14 protein-coding genes are annotated in these 18283 nt (G+C 62.3%); 3 read left to right on the top strand and 11 right to left on the bottom strand.

Features of this window, described 5'->3' with window-relative positions:
- Positions 1–36: 36 nt before the first annotated feature.
- The 10 genes from ettA to atzF form a co-directional block, all read right to left on the bottom strand.
- On the bottom strand, positions 37–1704 hold the full coding sequence (gene ettA, locus F3J36_RS21760; protein ID WP_071813584.1) for an energy-dependent translational throttle protein EttA: 1668 nt from the start codon (positions 1702–1704) through the stop codon (positions 37–39).
- 116 nt (positions 1705–1820) lie between these two features.
- Complete coding sequence (gene deoR, locus F3J36_RS21765) at positions 1821–2585, bottom strand: DNA-binding transcriptional repressor DeoR (protein WP_058757230.1); 765 nt, start codon at positions 2583–2585, stop codon at positions 1821–1823.
- Positions 2586–2698: 113 nt separating this feature from the next.
- The gene (gene urtE, locus F3J36_RS21770; protein ID WP_058776207.1) at positions 2699–3397 is read right to left on the bottom strand and encodes an urea ABC transporter ATP-binding subunit UrtE; all 699 of its coding nucleotides are present in this window, start codon (positions 3395–3397) and stop codon (positions 2699–2701) included.
- Between the two features lies 1 nt (position 3398).
- Positions 3399–4190 carry an urea ABC transporter ATP-binding protein UrtD gene (gene urtD, locus F3J36_RS21775; protein ID WP_058771510.1) on the bottom strand — a complete coding sequence of 264 codons (792 nt, stop codon included), beginning with the start codon at positions 4188–4190 and terminating at the stop codon, positions 3399–3401.
- The gene (urtC, locus tag F3J36_RS21780) at positions 4183–5259 is read right to left on the bottom strand and encodes an urea ABC transporter permease subunit UrtC (RefSeq protein WP_166720587.1); all 1077 of its coding nucleotides are present in this window, start codon (positions 5257–5259) and stop codon (positions 4183–4185) included. Before urtC ends, urtD begins: the two co-directional genes overlap by 8 nt.
- Complete coding sequence (gene urtB / locus F3J36_RS21785; protein WP_166720588.1) at positions 5259–6824, bottom strand: urea ABC transporter permease subunit UrtB; 1566 nt, start codon at positions 6822–6824, stop codon at positions 5259–5261. Before urtB ends, urtC begins: the two co-directional genes overlap by 1 nt.
- A 279-nt stretch (positions 6825–7103) precedes the next feature.
- Positions 7104–8372: an urea ABC transporter substrate-binding protein gene (urtA, locus tag F3J36_RS21790; protein ID WP_031279577.1), complete on the bottom strand. Its 1269-nt coding sequence runs from the start codon at positions 8370–8372 to the stop codon at positions 7104–7106.
- A 30-nt stretch (positions 8373–8402) separates the two neighbouring features.
- Positions 8403–9104: a GntR family transcriptional regulator gene (locus tag F3J36_RS21795; protein WP_021506818.1), complete on the bottom strand. Its 702-nt coding sequence runs from the start codon at positions 9102–9104 to the stop codon at positions 8403–8405.
- A 9-nt stretch (positions 9105–9113) separates the two neighbouring features.
- Entirely contained in the window at positions 9114–12731 is a 3618-nt protein-coding gene (gene uca, locus F3J36_RS21800; protein WP_166720589.1) for an urea carboxylase, read from the bottom strand.
- A 2-nt stretch (positions 12732–12733) separates the two neighbouring features.
- Positions 12734–14530 carry an allophanate hydrolase gene (gene atzF, locus F3J36_RS21805; protein ID WP_152390466.1) on the bottom strand — a complete coding sequence of 599 codons (1797 nt, stop codon included), beginning with the start codon at positions 14528–14530 and terminating at the stop codon, positions 12734–12736.
- A gap of 256 nt (positions 14531–14786) precedes the next feature.
- Here atzF and sltY point away from each other — a divergent pair, with 256 nt between their 5' ends.
- Together sltY and trpR are read left to right on the top strand one after the other, a co-directional pair.
- The gene (sltY, locus tag F3J36_RS21810) at positions 14787–16706 is read left to right on the top strand and encodes a murein transglycosylase (protein ID WP_166720609.1); all 1920 of its coding nucleotides are present in this window, start codon (positions 14787–14789) and stop codon (positions 16704–16706) included.
- Between the two features lie 43 nt (positions 16707–16749).
- Entirely contained in the window at positions 16750–17058 is a 309-nt protein-coding gene (gene trpR, locus F3J36_RS21815) for a trp operon repressor (RefSeq protein ID WP_021508685.1), read from the top strand.
- Here the strand turns inward: trpR and yjjX are convergent, their stop codons facing one another.
- Complete coding sequence (gene yjjX, locus F3J36_RS21820) at positions 17059–17577, bottom strand: inosine/xanthosine triphosphatase (RefSeq protein ID WP_021508686.1); 519 nt, start codon at positions 17575–17577, stop codon at positions 17059–17061.
- A gap of 51 nt (positions 17578–17628) precedes the next feature.
- On the opposite strand from yjjX, the gene gpmB reads away from it, so the two are divergent.
- Positions 17629–18276: a 2,3-diphosphoglycerate-dependent phosphoglycerate mutase GpmB gene (gene gpmB / locus F3J36_RS21825; RefSeq protein WP_021508687.1), complete on the top strand. Its 648-nt coding sequence runs from the start codon at positions 17629–17631 to the stop codon at positions 18274–18276.
- Positions 18277–18283: the final 7 nt, after the last annotated feature.

An 18283-nucleotide genomic window follows, 5' to 3' on the forward strand; every position in this document is an offset into this window, starting at 1 on the left:
GCAAAGATAAGGGCGCAATCATGCGCCCTTTTTTTATTACTTCGCCATGCGCTTGTACTTGATACGCTTCGGCTCCAGCGCTTCGGCGCCGAGGGTGCGTTTCTTGTACTCTTCGTACTCGGTAAAGTTACCTTCGAAGAACTCCACCTTACCTTCATCCTGATAGTCGATGATGTGGGTGGCGATACGGTCGAGGAACCAGCGGTCGTGCGAGATCACCATCGCGCAGCCCGGGAACTCCAGCAGGGCGTTTTCCAGTGCGCGCAGGGTTTCGATATCCAGGTCGTTGGTTGGCTCATCGAGCAGCAGCAGGTTGCCGCCCACCTGCAGCAGTTTCGCCAGGTGCAGACGACCACGCTCACCGCCGGACAGTTCGCCGACGCGTTTGCCCTGATCGGTGCCCTTGAAGTTAAAGCGACCGACATAAGCACGGCTTGGCATTTCGGTGTTGCCGATGCGCATAATGTCCTGACCGCCAGAAACTTCTTCCCACACGGTTTTTGAATTATCCATCGCATCGCGGAACTGATCGACCGACGCCAGCTTCACGGTTTCGCCCAGCTCGATGCTGCCGGAATCCGGCTGCTCCTGACCTGACATCATGCGGAACAGCGTCGATTTACCGGCGCCGTTAGGACCGATGATGCCGACGATGGCGCCTTTCGGCAGCGAGAACGACAGATCGTCAATCAGCACGCGATCGCCATACGCTTTGCTCAAATTCTTCACTTCCAGCACTTTGTCGCCGAGGCGCGCGCCAGGTGGAATGAACAGTTCGTTGGTCTCGTTACGTTTCTGATAATCGGTGTTGTTGAGCTCTTCAAAGCGCGCCAGACGGGCTTTGCCCTTAGACTGACGGCCTTTCGCGCCCTGACGCACCCACTCCAGCTCTTTCTCGATTGATTTGCGACGTGCCGCTTCCTGAGAAGCCTCCTGCGCCAGACGCTGATCTTTCTGCTCCAGCCATGAAGAGTAGTTGCCTTCCCATGGAATGCCTTCACCACGGTCGAGCTCCAGAATCCAGCCGGCAACGTTATCGAGGAAGTAACGGTCGTGGGTGATGGCTACCACAGTGCCTTCGAAGTCGTGCAGGAAGCGCTCCAGCCACGCGACGGATTCGGCATCCAGGTGGTTGGTCGGTTCGTCGAGCAGCAGCATGTCTGGCTTTTCCAGCAGCAGACGGCACAGCGCGACGCGGCGGCGTTCACCACCGGACAGGTTGGCGATTTTGGCATCCCACTCCGGCAGACGCATGGCATCGGCAGCACGGTTCAGCTGGGTTTCCAGGTTGTGCCCGTCGTGTGCCTGGATCACTTCTTCCAGACGACCCTGCTCAGCGGCCAGCTTGTCGAAGTCGGCATCCGGATCGGCGTACAGCGCGTACACTTCGTCGAGACGCTTCAGCGCGCCAACCACTTCCGCGACCGCTTCTTCCACCGACTCACGCACGGTGTGTTCCGGGTTCAGCTGAGGTTCCTGCGGCAGATAGCCGACTTTGATGCCCGGCTGCGGGCGTGCTTCCCCTTCGATATCTTTATCAATGCCGGCCATGATGCGCAGCAGGGTCGATTTACCCGCGCCGTTCAGGCCGAGTACGCCAATTTTGGCGCCAGGGAAAAAGCTAAGGGAGATATTCTTCAGAATGTGACGCTTCGGCGGAACCACTTTGCCGACGCGATGCATGCTATAGACGAATTGAGCCACGTTGTGATGAGCCTCTTGGTCTGTAATGGGTGGAACGTCAGATGCTGAAGTTTAGCCGTTTTCACCCGGCAATCACAGCCGCATTGCGCGCAATCTTCCGCAGCGACGGAATAATGCTAGCCGCAGTGCAGGGTGAGCCTGGCCGCCTGCAGCACGGCGAGCAGCGCGGGCGGAGGCGGGCTGTCGCTGACCAGCATATCAAACAGCGAGAAGTCGCCAATGCGCGCCGGCAGTACCTTGCCGTACTTGCTGCTGTCGCCGACCACGATTTTGGTCTGCGCCCGCTGCAGCGCCAGATGCTTGATGGGCAATTCATTGAGGTTATAACAGGTGGCACCCTGCGCGGCGTCCATGCCGGCGGCAGAAATAAAGGCTTTATTGGGGCAGAGCGCATCCAGCACCGTGACCTGCTCGAGCGGGGTAAACACGGCGTTATCGGCGTGGAATTCGCCGCCGCACAGAATCACCCGACAGTGCGGCTTCTCTTTTAATGCCAGAAAGGTGTTGATCGCGCTGCAAATGGCGGTGAAGGGCAGATCGTTATCGATCGCTTCTATCACCAGCGGCAATGTGGTGCCGCAGTCGAAAAACACCGTGTCGTTGGCCTGTACCAGCGCGGCAGCCCGCTGTGCCAGCAGACGTTTCTTGCTGACGTTGAGGTTTTGCTGGTCGCTGACAAAATAGTGCGCCACGTTCTGCCGCGGGTCGCGCATCACATAGCCACCCAGCAGCACCACGCCCTGCGTCGCGCCGGTTAAATCGCGGCGGATGGTCATTTCTGACACGCCCAGCAGTTGCGCGGCCTGTTTTAAGTGCAGGGTGTCGCTGTGTTTCAGCGCCTGCGCCAGCTTATTGATTCGTTCGTCGCGGCGGGTTTCCATCAGTAACTGTTCGCTCAACCTTCGCTGCGGCCGGAATGGCCGGGTGGAGGGTAAACATAAGTTTTTTCTTGCAGATTAACAACCTGTCTTCTGCCTGCCCGCCCGCCGCGCGGCTAAATCGCCACCAGCCCGCGCACGCCCTCGCTCTCCATATTCGCCCCAGCGCCACGCTGCACAATTTCGCCGCGCGACATCACCAGATAGCTGTCGGCCAGTTCGGCGGCGAAATCATAAAACTGCTCGACCAGCAGGATCGCCATGTCACCGCGCTGCGCCAGCTGGCGGATCACCGCACCGATCTCTTTGATCACCGACGGCTGGATCCCTTCGGTCGGCTCATCGAGGATCAACAGCTGCGGCTGGCAGGCCAGCGCCCGGCCGATCGCCAGCTGCTGCTGCTGGCCCCCTGACAGATCGCCACCGCGCCGCGTTTTCATCTCGCGCAGCACCGGAAACAGCTGGTAGATCTCCTCCGGGACGCGGCTGGCCTGGGCGCCGGAGAAGCGCGCCAGCCCCATCAGCAGGTTCTCTTCCACCGTCAGACGCGGAAAAATTTCGCGTCCCTGCGGCACATAAGCAATGCCGGCCTGCACGCGCTGGTGTGGCTTGCGCGTGTTAATCAGCTGGTTCTGCCAGCGAACCTCGCCGGATTTGACCGGAATCAGCCCCATCAGACACTTCAGCAGCGTGGTTTTGCCCACGCCGTTGCGCCCCAGCAGGCAGGTGATCTCGCCCGGGCGGGCCTCAAACGACAGACCGCGCAGGATATGGCTGCCGCCGTAATATTGATGCAGTTCTGCTACCTGTAACATCTTAGCGCCCCAGATATACGTCGATAACCCGATCGTCCGCCTGTACCTCGCGCAGCGATCCCTCAGCCAGCACCTGGCCCTGATGCAGCACCGTCACGTGGTCGGCAATGGTTTCCACAAAGCCCATGTCATGTTCCACCACCATCAGTGAGTGCTTGCCCGCCAGGCTGCGGAACAGCTCGGCGGTGTAGTCGGTTTCGGCATCGGTCATGCCAGCTGCCGGTTCGTCCAGCAGCAGCAGGTGCGGCTCCTGCACCAGCAGCATGCCGATTTCGAGGAACTGCTTCTGCCCGTGCGACAGCAGACCCGCCTGCCGCTGGCGTTCGCCGCCGAGTCGCAGCAGTTTCAGCACCTCGTCGATGCGATCGCGCTGCTCGCCGCTAAGCCGGGCGCGCAGGCTGGCCCACACCGATTTATCGTTTTTCAGCGCGATCTCGAGGTTTTCAAACACCGTCAGCGCTTCAAACACCGTGGGTTTCTGAAACTTGCGGCCAATGCCGGCGCGGGCGATTTCGACCGGCGACAGCTGGCGCAGATCGGTATCCTGGTCGTAGATCACCTGGCCGCTGTCCGGCCGGGTTTTGCCGGTGATCACGTCCATCAGCGTGGTTTTTCCCGCGCCGTTCGGGCCGATCACGCAGCGCAGTTCGCCGACGCCGATCTGCAATGACAGATCGGTCAGCGCGCGGAAGCCGTCAAACGAGACGTTGATGTTCTCCAGCAGCAGCACCGGATCGGTTTGCTGACGATGGCGATCCGCCGGGTGCGGTTGGGTAAACAGTTGCTCAGTCATGACGCCTCCGGCGCAGCAGGCCAATTACGCCACGCGGCAGGAACAGCGTGACCAGGATGAACATCAGGCCCAGGAAAAATAGCCAGTATTCCGGGAAGGCGACGGTGAACCAGCTTTTGGCACCGTTGACGATGGCCGCACCCAGCAGCGGGCCAATCAGCGTGCCGCGTCCGCCGAGCGCCACCCAAATCGCCGCTTCAATCGAGTTGGTCGGCGACATTTCACTCGGGTTGATGATGCCGACCTGCGGCACATACAGCGCACCGGCCAGCCCGCACAGCACGGCGGAGAGCGTCCAGACGAACAGCTTGAAGCCCTTCGGATCGTAACCAATAAACATCAGGCGGTTTTCTGCATCACGCACCGCCGTCAGCACGCGACCAAACTTACTGCGCGCCAGGGCAAAGCCCAGCGCCAGGCTGAACAGCAGCAACAGCACGGTCGCGATAAACAGTGCGATACGCGTGCCGGTGGCGGTGACGCTGAAACCGAGCAGGGTAGTAAAACCGGTAAAGCCGTTGTTGCCGCCAAAGCCGGTTTCGTTGCGGAAAAACAGCAGCATGCCAGCGTAAGTCAGCGCCTGCGTCATGATGGAAAAGTAGACGCCTTTGATTCTGGAGCGAAAGGCGAAGAAGCCAAACAGCAGTGCCAGCAGGCCTGGCACCAGCACAATCAGGCACAGCGCCCAGAGAAAGTACTGGCTGCCGGCCCAGAACCACGGTAGCTCATTCCACGACAGAAACGACATAAACGCCGGCAAACCGCTGCCTGCAGCCTGGCGCATCAGGTACATGCCCATGGCATAGCCGCCGAGGGCAAAAAACAGCCCGTGGCCGAGCGACAGCAGCCCGGCGTAGCCCCACACCAGATCCAGCGCTACCGCAACAATCGCATAGCAGAGGATTTTGCCCACCAGCGTCAGCGTATAGGTGGAGATCGCCAGCGGATGGCTGGCGGGCAGCAGGGCGCAGAACGGCAGCACCAGCAGCAGCGCGGTCACGATGACGCCGAGAATCAGGCTGAGGCGCGGCGCTTTGCGCACCGCGCGTAAGGTCAGTGGCTGGCTCATCAGTCAATCACCCTCCCTTTAACGGCAAACAGACCCTGGGGACGTTTCTGGATAAACAGCACAATCAGCACGAGGATCAGGATTTTGCCGAGCACCGCGCCAATCTGCGGCTCCAGCACTTTGTTGAGGATGCCGAGACCAAAAGCCGCCACCACGGTGCCGGCCAACTGACCGACGCCGCCGAGCACTACCACGAGGAATGAGTCGATGATGTAGCCCTGACCCAGTTCCGGTCCGACGTTGCCCAGCTGCGACAGCGCGACGCCGCCGAGTCCGGCAATGCCGGAACCGAGGCCAAACGCCAGCATGTCGATGCGCCCGGTCGGCACGCCGCAACAGTCGGCCATAGCGCGGTTCTGCGTGACCGCCCGCACATTCAGCCCCAGCCGGGTTTTATTCAGCAGCAGCCAGGTGAGCGCCAGCACCGCGATGACAAACAGGATTACCGCGATGCGGTTATACGGCAGCACCAGATTGGGCAGCAGCTGCCAGCCGCCGGACAGCCAGCCCGGGTTGGCCACTTCGAGGTTCTGCGCGCCAAACAGCATGCGCACCAGCTGAATCAGCATCAGGCTGATGCCCCAGGTGGCGAGCAGCGTCTCCAGCGGGCGACCGTATAAGTGGCGGATGATGGTGCGTTCCAGCAGCATGCCCATTACGGCGGTGACGGCGAAGGCCACCGGCAGTGCCAGCAGCGGGTACCACGCCAGCCACTGCGGCGCAAACTGCTGGAACAGATTCTGCACCAGCCAGGTGGCGTAGGCGCCGAGCATCAGCATCTCGCCGTGCGCCATGTTGATTACGCCCAGCAGGCCGTAGGTGATCGCCAGGCCGAGCGCGGCCAGCAGCAGAATGGAGCCGAGCGACAGGCCGGTAAACGCCTGCCCGAGCCAGTCGCCCCACATCAGGCGCTGCTGTATGTGCTGCAGGCTGGCGGCCGCAGCGGCGCGCACCTGCGCATCGGGTTCGTTACTGACCTGGGTTAAGCGCGTCAGGCTGGCCTGCATCGCCGGATCGCCCGATTCTCCGAGCAGCGTGACCGCTTTCAGGCGCAGCGCGGCGTCCGGGCTGGCGAGCTGCAGATTCGCGGCGGCCATCGCCAGCACCGCGCGCACCTTGCTGTCCTGTTCGGCGGCGAGGCGCTGTTCAATCAGCGGCAGCTGGTCAGGCGCGGCATCGTTTTGTAACTGCTGCGCTGCGCGCAGGCGAATCGCCGCATCGTCACTCACCAGCTGGTGGGCGGCGAGGGCGCTGGCAATCAGCACGCGCAGCCGGTTGTTCATGAAGAGTTTTTTGGTTGCGCCGTCCGGCTGCCGGGCGCTGTCGAGCGGCAGAAGCTGGTCAGCCTGTTTGCTGAACGGCTGTTTGTTCTGATCGATAACCACGCTTTCATTGCGCAGCGCCTGCAGCAGCGGCAAGCGGCTGGCCTGCGGCGCCGCAGCCCACTGCTGCAGCAATGTCGCCTGCTGCGTGCGGCTGGCAGCGGCGAAGTCAGCGCCATCACCGGCCTGCGCCAGCCACGGCAGCAGTAACAGCAGGCAGCTGAGAATACGGCGGAGTGTCATGGTGATCATCCTGTTATGGTTACGTTGGGTGCGGTGTGGCCCTTAGGGGGTAGGGCGTTGTCTGGCCCTCACCCCGGCCCTCTCCCGGAGGGAGAGGGAGAAAAACGGATGAGTGCGGTGCATGGCCCTCACCCCGGCCCTCTCCCACATGGAGAGGGAGACGCTGCTACAGGTGAGTTCGGTAGCGGCGTGCTGGCTCGATCGGTTCCCTCTCCCGCAAGCGGGAGAGGGTTAGGGTGAGGGCCATAGGGCCATAGGGCGAGGACCATCAGCCTCCCCTTACTGCGCCGACTTCACCGGGTAGTCCGGCTTCTTATCATTCCCGGCGATATACGGGCTCCACGGCTGGGCGCGCACCGGCTGTTCGGTCTGCCACACCACGTTGAACTGGCCGTTCTCCTCCACTTCACCAATCATCACCGGCTTGTGCAGATGGTGGTTGGTTTTGTCCATGGTCAGCGTGAAGCCGTCCGGTGCTTTGAACGTCTGTCCGGCCATCGCGGCGCGCACTTTGTCCACATCGGTGGTGCCGGCTTTCTCTACCGCCTGCGCCCACATGTGCAGGCCAACGTAGGTGGCCTCCATCGGATCGTTGGTCACTACGGTGCTGGCGTTCGGCAGATTGTGCGCTTTGGCGTAAGCGCGGTAGTCGGCCACGAACTTCGCATTAGTCGGGTTATCCACTGACTCAAAGTAGTTCCACGCTGCCAGCTGACCGACCAGCGGTTTGGTGTCGATGCCGCGCAGCTCTTCTTCCCCCACCGAGAAGGCGATCACCGGAATGTCGGTTGCTTTAATGCCCTGGTTCGCCAGCTCTTTGTAGAACGGGACGTTGGAATCACCGTTGATGGTGGAGATCACCGCGGTTTTGCCACCGGCGGAGAATTTTTTGATATTGGACACGATGGTCTGGTAATCGCTGTAACCAAACGGCGTGTACACCTCTTCGATATCCTTATCCTGTACGCCTTTGCTATGCAGGAAGGCACGCAGAATCTTGTTGGTGGTGCGCGGATAGACATAGTCGGTGCCGAGCAGGAAGAAGCGTTTGGCGCTGCCGCCATCTTCGCTCATCAGATACTGCACCGCCGGGATCGCCTGCTGGTTCGGCGCGGCGCCGGTGTAGAACACGTTCGGCGACATCTCTTCGCCTTCGTACTGCACCGGATAGAACAGCAGGCCGTTCAGCTCTTCAAACACCGGCAGCACCGATTTGCGCGAGACCGACGTCCAGCAGCCAAACACCACCGCCACTTTGTCCTGAGTCAGCAGCTGGCGCGCTTTTTCGGCGAACAGCGGCCAGTTCGAGGCCGGATCGACCACCACCGGTTCCAGCTTCTTGCCCAGCACACCGCCTTTGGCGTTGATCTCATCAATGGTCATCAGCGCCACATCTTTCAGCGGCGTTTCGGAAATCGCCATGGTGCCGGACAGCGAATGCATAATGCCGACTTTGATGGTGTCTGCCGCCTGTGCGGTAAAGGCGAAGCCCATGCTGGCAACGGTAGCGGAGAGCGCGAAAGCTTTAAGCAACGAACGTCGTTTCATCATTTAAACCCCTAACTGTGTTATCTGTTGTTATTCAATGGGTTGAAGCCGAGCCTGCTGTAACATATGCAACGTAATCTTCCTGACCTCGGCCTTACTGACGGCAATGTGGTCGGTTAAAATGCGCTGTGCCTCCTCGGTGTGTTGCTGAAAAATCGCCCGTAAGATCTGAGCGTGCTCGCGGTACGTGGCATCGACCCGGTCATCCCGCGTGAAATCGAGACGGCGAATGATGCGGATTTTTTCTGTCAGCTCGGCGTGGATGCGCGCCATCTCCTGATTGCCCGCCGCGGCCACCAGCGCCATGTGAAACGCTTCGTCGTGCGCTGATACCGCTTTGCCATCTTCCAGCCGGGCATCGTCGATCCAGAAGGTTTTCAGCGCGGTCAGGGTTTCCGCGCAGGCCAGCGGCGGCAGCGCGCACAGGCGGCGCACCGCTTCGCGTTCCAGCACGGTGCGGAAGTCGTACAGCTCCTCGAAGTAGGCGAAATCGAACGGCCGCACCTGCCAGCCGCTGCGAAACCACACCTCGACGTAGCCTTCGCGCTCCAGCCAGAACAGCGCCTGACGCACCGGCGTGCGGCTCACCGCCAGCCGCTCGGCGATTTCGTTTTCGCTGAAGCGGTCACCCGGCATCAGACGGAATTCAAAGATGTCCTGCTTCAGCGCCTGATAAACCTTTTCGGCCAGCGCTTCGGGACGGCCTTTGCTGCGGGGCGCGCTACTGTTCATACCTGCTCCTTAAGCCAGCCACAGCAGGGTATCGCCCGGACTTACCGGACGGCCCGCCTGGCAGGCAATGCGTTTCACCGTGCCGGCCTGCGGCGCGACAATCGCCAGCTCCATCTTCATCGCTTCCACGATGATCAGCGTCTGACCGGCCTGCACCGTATCGCCCGGCGCAACCAGCACTTTCCAGATGTTGCCGTTCATGTCAGCGCACACTGCCAGCGCATCGTCCTCTGCATCGGCGACCACCAGCGTCTCTTCACTGGTGAGCGGCGCTTCCTGCTCTTCCTGCGCCCATAGCGTGACTTCCTGCTCAAACGCCGCGGCCTGACGTTCACGGAAGGCACTGATTTCCGTCGCGTTGTCGGCGAGGAACTGCTGATGGGCCGCGAAATCAAACTCGCTCTGCTCGATGCGAATGCGGGCGCGGCCGGCGCGGAAATCGTCACGCAGCTGCGTTAGTTCCGCTTCGCTCACCGGATAGAAACGCACCTGGTCAAAGAAGCGCAGCAGCCAGGGTTCGCCGGTGGCAAACTGATCGTTTTGCAGGAACTTGTTCCAGATGGGCAGCGTGCGCCCCACCAGCTGATAGCCGCCCGGTGAATCCATGCCGTAGATGCACATGTACATGCCGCCAATGCCCACCGTGCCTTCGGCGGTAAAGGTGCGCGCCGGGCTGTATTTGGAACTCAGCAGGCGATGGCGCGGATCGATCGGCACCGCGCACGGCGCGCCGAGATAGACATCGCCGAGACCGAGAATCAGATAGCTGGCGGCAAACAGGGTGTCGCGTACCGCTTCGCGGCTCGCCAGTCCATTGATGCGCTGAATGAAGTCAACGTTGTTCGGCAGCCACGGCGCGCTGGCGCGAACCGTCTCCTGGTAACGCTCCACCGCGCCGAGCGTGGCGCTGTCTTCAAACGCCATCGGCAGCCAGACGATGCGCGACGGCACTTTCAGCGCGCTGACGTCGCCCAGCCCGGCTTCCAGCTCCAGCAGCAGCGTCATCAGCTGCTGCTGACCGATCACCAGGCTGTCATAGCGCACCTGCAGCGAGCGCACGCCGGGCGACAGCTCTTCGATACCGGGCTCTGCACGCTGGCGCAGCGCCTGCATCAGCAGGTGTACGCGCAGGCGCAGCGCCAGATCCAGCACGTTATCGCCGTACTCAATCAGCACATATTTGTCGCCCGCCTGGCGGTAGACCGCAGCAGGCGTGGTGGCGGTCGCCGGCAGCGCCGCTAACAGGGTGGCAGAACCGATGTCGCTCGCCGCCAGCGAAGGCACCGCGAAGGCCGGTGCGTGCTGGCTGCGCAGCGTGGTTACGCTGTGCGCCTGGGCTTTCTCCAGCGCGACCGCTTCGTCGGCGCTGATCGGGTGGAAGCGGATGCGATCGCCCGGTTTGACCTGGCCGACTTTCCACAGCTCGGCTTTGGCGATGGTGACCGGGCAGACGAAGCCACCAAGGCTTGGGCCGTCGTGCGTCAGGATCACCGGGAAGTCACCGGTAAAGTTCACCGCGCCGATGGCGTATTCGCAGTCGTGTACGTTAGACGGATGCAGCCCGGCTTCACCGCCGTTAGCGCGCGTCCAGCTGGGTTTAGGCCCGACCAGACGGACGCCCAGCCGGTTGGAGTTGTAATGCACCTGCCAGTCGCTGGCAAAGAACTCATCGATGGCAGCCTGGGTGAAGAAATCCGGTGCGCCGTGCGGGCCGTACAGCACGCCAATGCGCCATTCGCTGCCGTAGTGCGGCACCAGCGCGCGATCCAGCGCTTCGGGGGCGCTGACCGGGGCTGGCGTGGTGCAGGCGGCGAGCGCTGGCTGGGAGATCGGCAGCATGTCGGCGACGCGCAACGTGCGTCCGGCGTGGCCGCCAAACTGACCCAGCGAGAAGGTGGCGCGGCTGCCAAGATACTCCGGCACATCGAAACCATTACGCACCGCTAAATAGGTGCGGCAGCCGCTCTGCGCGCGGCCCAGCGTCAGGGTTTGTCCGGCTTTCACCGCCACCGGCTGCCAGTAGTCGACCGCGCTGCCGTCGAGATCGGCCGGACAGTCGGCACCGGTCAGCGCGATCAGCGCATCGCTGTGGAAGCGCAGCGTCGGGCCCTGCAGGGTGAACTCCAGCCCGGCGGCGCTGGCGTGGTTGCCGACAATACGGTTGGCCAGGCGGAAGGCGAAATCATCCATCGGGCCGGACGGCGGCACGCCGATGTCCCAGTAGCCCAGGCGGCCGGGAAAGTCCTGAATGCTGCTGAACGTGCCGGGCTGCAGCACTTCGATGACGCTGGCCGCCGGCGTAAAGCCGTCAAGGAAGCGCGTCCAGACGTTGCCGCTGCGGAAGGCGTCGGTCGCCACGATCTGACGCAGATAATCGAGATTGGTGGCGATGCCGTGCAGTTGGGTAGCGTCGAGCGCCTGCTGCAGCTTCGCCAGCGCGGCGTCGCGCGTTTCGCCATGCACGATCAGTTTGGCCACCATCGGATCGTAAAACGCCGTCACTTCGCTGCCGGTCTCGATCCAGCCGTCGACGCGCACCCCCGGCGGGAAGCTGACGTGGGTTAACACGCCCGGGCTCGGCTGGAAGTTTTTCAGCGGATCTTCGGCGTACAGCCGCACCTCAATCGATGCGCCGTGCGGTGCCTGCTGCAGACGATCCCAGTCGATGGCATCGTCCGCCGCCACCTGCAGCATGCATTCCACCAGGTCAAGGCCGGTGACGCACTCGGTCACCGGATGCTCCACCTGCAGGCGGGTGTTCACTTCGAGGAAATAAAACGCGTCCTGCGCGGCGTCATAGATGTACTCCACGGTGCCGGCGCTGCGGTAATTAACCAGCTCGCCCAGCCGCACCGCTGAAGCCAGCAGCGCTTCACGCGTGGCCTGCGGCAGATTAGGGGCCGGCGTCTCTTCCACCACCTTCTGATTGCGGCGCTGCAGCGAACAGTCGCGTTCGCCCAGCGCAATCACCTTGCCCTTGCCGTCGCCAAAAATCTGTACTTCCACGTGGCGCGCACGATCGATGCAGCGTTCAAGAAATACGCCGGCATCGCTGAAAAACTGCTCGCCCAGACGGCGCACGCTCTCCCACGCGTTTTCCAGTGCCGTGGCGTCGGCGCAGCGGGTCAGACCGATGCCGCCGCCGCCGGCGGTGCTTTTCAGCATCACCGGATAGCCGATATCTTCCGCCGCGCTGAGTGCGTCCTGCAGCGAACTGAGCAGCGGTGTGCCCGGCGTCATCGGCACGCCGGCGCTGGCGGCCAGCTCACGGGCGCGATGCTTGAGACCAAATTCGCCAATCTGCTGCGCGGTCGGGCCGACAAACGCGATGCCGGCCTCTTCGCAGGCGGCAGCGAACGGCAGGCTCTCCGACAGAAAACCGTAGCCGGGCCAGATGGCCTGCGCGCCGCTTTGCTGCGCGGCGGCCAGAATTTTGTCGATGCGCAGATAGCTGTCGCTGGCTTTGTCACCGCCAAGAGCGATGGCCACATCGGCTTCGGTAACGTGACGCGCATTGCGGTCGGCATCCGAATAGACCGCCACGCTGGTTACGCCGAGGCGCTTCAGGGTGCGGATGGCACGGCAGGCGATTTCGCCACGGTTAGCAATCAGAACGGTGCTGAACATGATTAGTGATTCCCCTGTGACGTCAGCCAGTTGCGCCAGCCGCCGAATTCAGTGATTTCCAGCGCCTGCGTCAGCGCTGCCGGTTCGCAGATAAAGCCTTTCACGATGCGTCCATCCGCCAGCGTCAGCGAACCAATGCCGAGCGGCGCCGGGATTTCCGCGACGAATTCGCCAAAGCGCGCCAGCGGGATGTCCCACAGTTCGACGGTGATGGCGGCACCGCTGTCGCCGCGCAGCAGGCCGGGCTTTTTGATCGGGCCGTCGAGCAGGGCGAACAGGCGATAGTGGCTGGCGGTTTGCGTCTCTTCGACCCACACCGCCTGACGCGTGGTGAGCTGGAAATTCAGCGGCATGCCGGTGAGATGGGCACCGACCACCGCCACGCGCACGTGGTCAGGCGACGGCGGCAGCGCGGCGGGCTGCGGCGGCAGCGCTTTGCCGGTGGCCCCGAGCGGCAGCGCCAGCTGCTGCTGCCAGCGCAGGCCAAACGTCGCCAGCGCGCGGTCGTGCCACGCCGGGGCGATCAGCGTGATGCCCGCAGGCAGCCCATCGGCGCGGAACGGGCCAGGCAGCGCCAGCGCGCTGAGGTCAGCCAGGTTCGTGAAGTTGGTATAGGTGCCGAACTGCGAGTTGTAGTGCACCGGCTCCTGCTGCATCTCTTCCAGCGTATGAATGGTGGGCGAGGTCGGCACCACCAGTGCATCGAACCGGGCCAGCGTCTGCTGGATCTGGCGCGTCAGTTCGGCACGCAGGTATTCCGCCTGATACGCCTCGACGGCGCTGTACTGGCGGCCGCTGCTGACGATGCCGTACACCACCGGATCCATCTCTTCCGGGCGGTCGAGCATCTCGCCGACCGCCACGGTGCGCTCGGCGACCCACGGGCCGTAATAGAGCTGCTCTGCCAGCTGGTGGAAAGGGGCGAAGTCGATAGGGTGCAGCGTCGCACCGCTCGCCGTGAGCTGCTCCAGCGCGCCGAGCCACGCCGCTTCCGCCTGCTGGTCACCGTAAAACTGCGGCGCGGCAGGGATCGCCAGCGAGGGCTGCGGCTGGAAACTGGCCGGTGCGCTGCGTGGCGACTGGCGCGCATAGGCGTCATCGGCGTCGTAGCCGCCCGCGATGCTGGCGACGCTAAAGGCATCGGCAACCGTCAGGGCGAACACCGAGATGGTGTCATTGAGACGGCAGGCCGGTACCACGCCGCTGGCCGAGAACCAGCCTTTGGTCGGCTTCAGCCCGACGATATTGTTAAAACCTGCCGGCACGCGGCCGGAGCCGGCGGTATCGGTGCCGAGCGAGAAGCCGACCAGGCCGCGCGCCAGCACTGACGCGGAGCCGGAGCTGGAACCGCCGCTGACGTAGGCCGGATTAAAGGTGTTGCTCACCGCGCCATACGGCGAGCGGGTGCCAACCAGACCGGTCGCGTACTGGTCGAGGTTGGTTTTACCGATGACGATAGCGCCTGCCGCTTTCAGCCTGGCCACCACGAAGGCATCGGCCGCGGCCTGATACGTCAGCGCCGGGCAGGCGGCGGTGGTCGGCCAGCCTGCCACGTCGATGTTGTCTTTGACGGCAAACGGCACGCCAAACAGCGGCAGCGCGGCCGGATTGCGCTGATACGCCGCCAGCAGCGGTTCAACCTGCGCCAGCAGCTGGGCCGGCGAAGCGAGGTACAGCCAGGCATTATCCTGGTTATCGAGTGCGTCGAGATGTGCGGCCAGCAGTGCAGGGATCTGCTGTGCATCCTGCTGTGCGCAACGTTGCCAATCCTGAAGCGTAAAACCGAAGGTCGATGCCATGAGTGAATTCCAGCTGGTATACAAGATGGTATTCAACAGAGCAAAGCACGTGCCAGAGTTGTAACTGAATGAAAACGCGTAGCTATTTGATGGGTAATAAGTTTTTCTGATGATTATTTGCACAATTGCGGCGCAGGCGCTGAACAATCACGGTGCGCCTGGGTAAATTTTGTGAAGAACGTGGCAAGAGCCGGTTGGCCTGGTTAGCATGAAGGGAGTCCGGCATAAGCTGGAGCGCAGCAATGAGGAGAGCGGAGTGGAGAAGTGGCGTAACTGGATGATAGGGATCTGTCTGGTCAGCACGGCCGGCAGCGTGTGGGCCGATTCGCTGGATCAGCAACGACAGCGCTATGCGCAGATCAAACAGGCCTGGGACAACAAACAGATGGACCAGGTTGAGCAGCTGATGCCAACGCTGCAGGATTATCCGCTCTATCCGTACCTGCAGTACCGCCTGCTGGCGCAGGATCTCGATCAGGAGACCGGCCTGGCGGTGAAAAACTTTATTCAGCAGTATCCGACGCTGCCGCCGGCGCGCTCGCTGCAGACGCGCTTTGTTAACGTGCTGGCGCACCGCCAGGACTGGCCGGGCGTGCTCAGCTTCAGCCCGGATGAGCCAAAGCCGGTGCAGGCGCGCTGTAACTGGTACTACGCCAAATGGGCGACCGGCCAGCAGCAGGCGGCGTTTGACGGGGCCAAAGCCATCTGGCTGCGCGGGACCGCGTTACCGAACGACTGCGACAAGCTGTTCTCGGTGTGGCAGGCGTCAGGGCAGCTGTCGCCGATCACTATCCTCGAACGCATCCGCCTGGCGATGAAAGCCGGCAACGACAGCCTGGTTAATTATCTGGCGAAAATGCTGCCGGCGGATTATCAAACCACCGCCAGCGCGCTGATTGCGCTGCAGCAAAATCCCCAGACCGTCACCACCTTTGCCAGCACCCTCGGCCCGACCGACTTTACCCGCATGGCCACCAGCTACGCCTTTGCCCGCGTGGCGCGTCAGGATATGGACAACGCGCGCATGATGATCCCGCAGCTGGTTCAGGCGCAGAAGATGAGCCCGGCGGAAGAGCAGGATCTGAAAGAGACGGTGGTGTGGCGCATGATGGGCGCCGATCTCACCTCGGAGCAGGCGCGCTGGCGCGATGCGGTGGTGATGAACAGCGAATCCACCGCGCTGATTGAGCGGCGCGTGCGGCTGGCGCTGAGTGAAAACGACCGTCGCGGCCTGAACACCTGGATTGCCCGGCTGCCGGTGGAAGCCAAAGAGAAAGATGAGTGGCAGTACTGGCAGGCCGATTTACTGATGGCGCAGGGGCGCAAAGAGGAAGCGGATGAGATTCTGCGTAAGCTGATGCAGCAGCGCGGTTTCTATCCGATGGTGGCGGCACAGCGGCTGGGCGTCGGGTATCCGCTGCAGGTGGATCAGGCGCCGGCGGCGGACAATAGCGTGGTGCAGGGGCCGGAGATGGCGCGCGTGCGCGAGCTGATGTACTGGGGGCTGGATAACCTGGCGCGCAGCGAGTGGGCTAACCTGATCAGCAGCAAAACCCGCACCCAGCAGCAGATGCTGGCGCGCTACGCCAACGAGCAGGACTGGTGGGATCTCAGCGTGCAGGCCACCATCACCGCGAAAATGTGGGACAGCCTGAAAGAGCGTTTCCCGCTGGCGTGGCGCAATCTGTATCAGCAATACACCAGCGACAAAGGTATCACGCCAAGCTACGCCATGGCGATTTCCCGCCAGGAGAGCGCGTGGAACCCGAAAGCGCGCTCACCGGTTGGCGCCAGTGGCCTGATGCAGGTGATGCCGGGCACCGCCAGCCATACCGTGAAGATGTATAACATTCCGGGTTACGTTAACAGCAGTCAGCTGCTCGATCCGCAGACCAATATTCAGATTGGTACGCAGTATCTGGAGTATGTCTATCAGCAGTTTGGTCAGAACCGCATCTTCTCTTCTGCCGCCTATAATGCCGGCCCGGGGCGGGTGCGCAGCTGGCTGAATACCAGCGGCGGCAAACTGGATGCGGTGGCGTTTATCGAAACCATTCCCTTCTCGGAAACCCGTGGCTACGTAAAAAACGTGCTGGCCTACGATGCCTATTACCGCTACTTCATGGGCAAGCCGGATAAGATTCTCGCCGACGGCGAGTGGAATCGCCGTTACTGACTGTGTTATGCTTCCGTACTCGTTAATGAGTACGGAAGCCTTCATGAGCCAACCCCTTTCCCCGCAGCCGGTTGAAGACAACTGGCTGCGTTTCATCGACCTGATGCACAACGCGTTTTCCGATGACGTAGCGCTGCCACTGCTGCAGCTGATGATGACGCCGGATGAGCGCGAAGCCTTAGGCACGCGCCTGCGCATTATCGAAGCGTTGATCAACGGTGATATCAGTCAGCGCGAGCTGAAAAACGAATTGGGCGTCGGGATTGCCACCATCACCCGTGGATCCAACAGCCTGAAAGAGGCGCCGCCCGAGCTGAAACGCTGGCTGGAAGCGCGCCTCGGGCGCAGCTGATTACTGCTGATACAGCGGGTGAGTGAACGGACAGAGCGCCAGAATCAGGGCCTGATGATAGACGCTGGAGCGGCTCAGCAGGCCGTGGGTGAAGGCGCCAATCGCACCGCCCTTATGTTTGATATTCTCCACGCCGGTTAAGCGCGCCATTTCGTCACCGAGCTCATGCCCGGCAGCCAGACCGGCCATCACCACCGGCGGCAGCGTAAAGCTGGCAGAGCGGGATTCACCGCGCTGCTGCGCATTCTCCACCACCATCCAGGCAAAGGCGCAGTCGCCTTCGATGCCGGCTTCAATCGCCACCCAGTAATCCGCCTGTGGCCGCACATGCCGCGCGTTCGCCACGCGCTGGCGTGCGCCAGTTCGCGTTTCGGCATCGCTTAAGGGCTGCGCGGCGACGCCGCTCTCGACCTCGACCCCTTCAATATGGCAGGATCCTTCGCCGAAAACGTCGTTGAACGCCTGAGCAATTGCGCGGATTTTTGCCGGATTGATGGTGGCTGCGACAACATGGTACATAATTACCTGAACCCTCAAGACAAATTTGTCGCAGTATAACGGAAATTAAGCATGTTACAGGTCTATCTTGTTCGTCACGGTGAAACGGTTTGGAATGCGGCCCGACGCATTCAGGGGCAGTCCGACAGTCCGCTGACGGATAAAGGTGAGCAGCAGGCGCATCAGGTGGGCGAGCGCGTGAAATCGCTGGGCATTACTCACGTGATTGCCAGCGATTTAGGACGTACCCGGCGCACCGCGGAGATTATCGCTGATGCCTGCGGTTGTACGGTGACGCTCGATGCCCGCCTGCGCGAGCTCAATATGGGCTGTCTGGAGCAGCGTCCGCTCGACGGCCTGACGGCGGAAGAGGAGAGCTGGCGTAAAGCGCTGGTGGATGGCACCGAAGGCGGCCGGATTCCGGGCGGTGAGTCGATGGAAGAGATGGCGACGCGCATGCATGCCGCGCTCAATGCCTGTCTCGATCTGCCGGCGGGTAGCCGTCCGCTGCTGGTGAGCCACGGCATGGCGCTGGGCGTGCTGGTGAGTACCATTCTCGGGCTGCCGGCCCATGCGGAGCGCCGTTTGCGTCTGCGTAACTGCTCGATTTCGCGCGTCGATCATCAGCAAAGCGCCTGGCTCGCCGCCGGCTGGGTGGTGGAGACGGCCGGTGATGTGTCGCATCTGGATGCCCCGGCGCTGGATGAGCTGCAGCGTTAAGCGCGGT

The organism is Pantoea sp. Cy-640, assembly GCF_011752635.1.
Taxonomy (GTDB): Bacteria; Pseudomonadota; Gammaproteobacteria; order Enterobacterales; family Enterobacteriaceae; genus Pantoea; species Pantoea dispersa.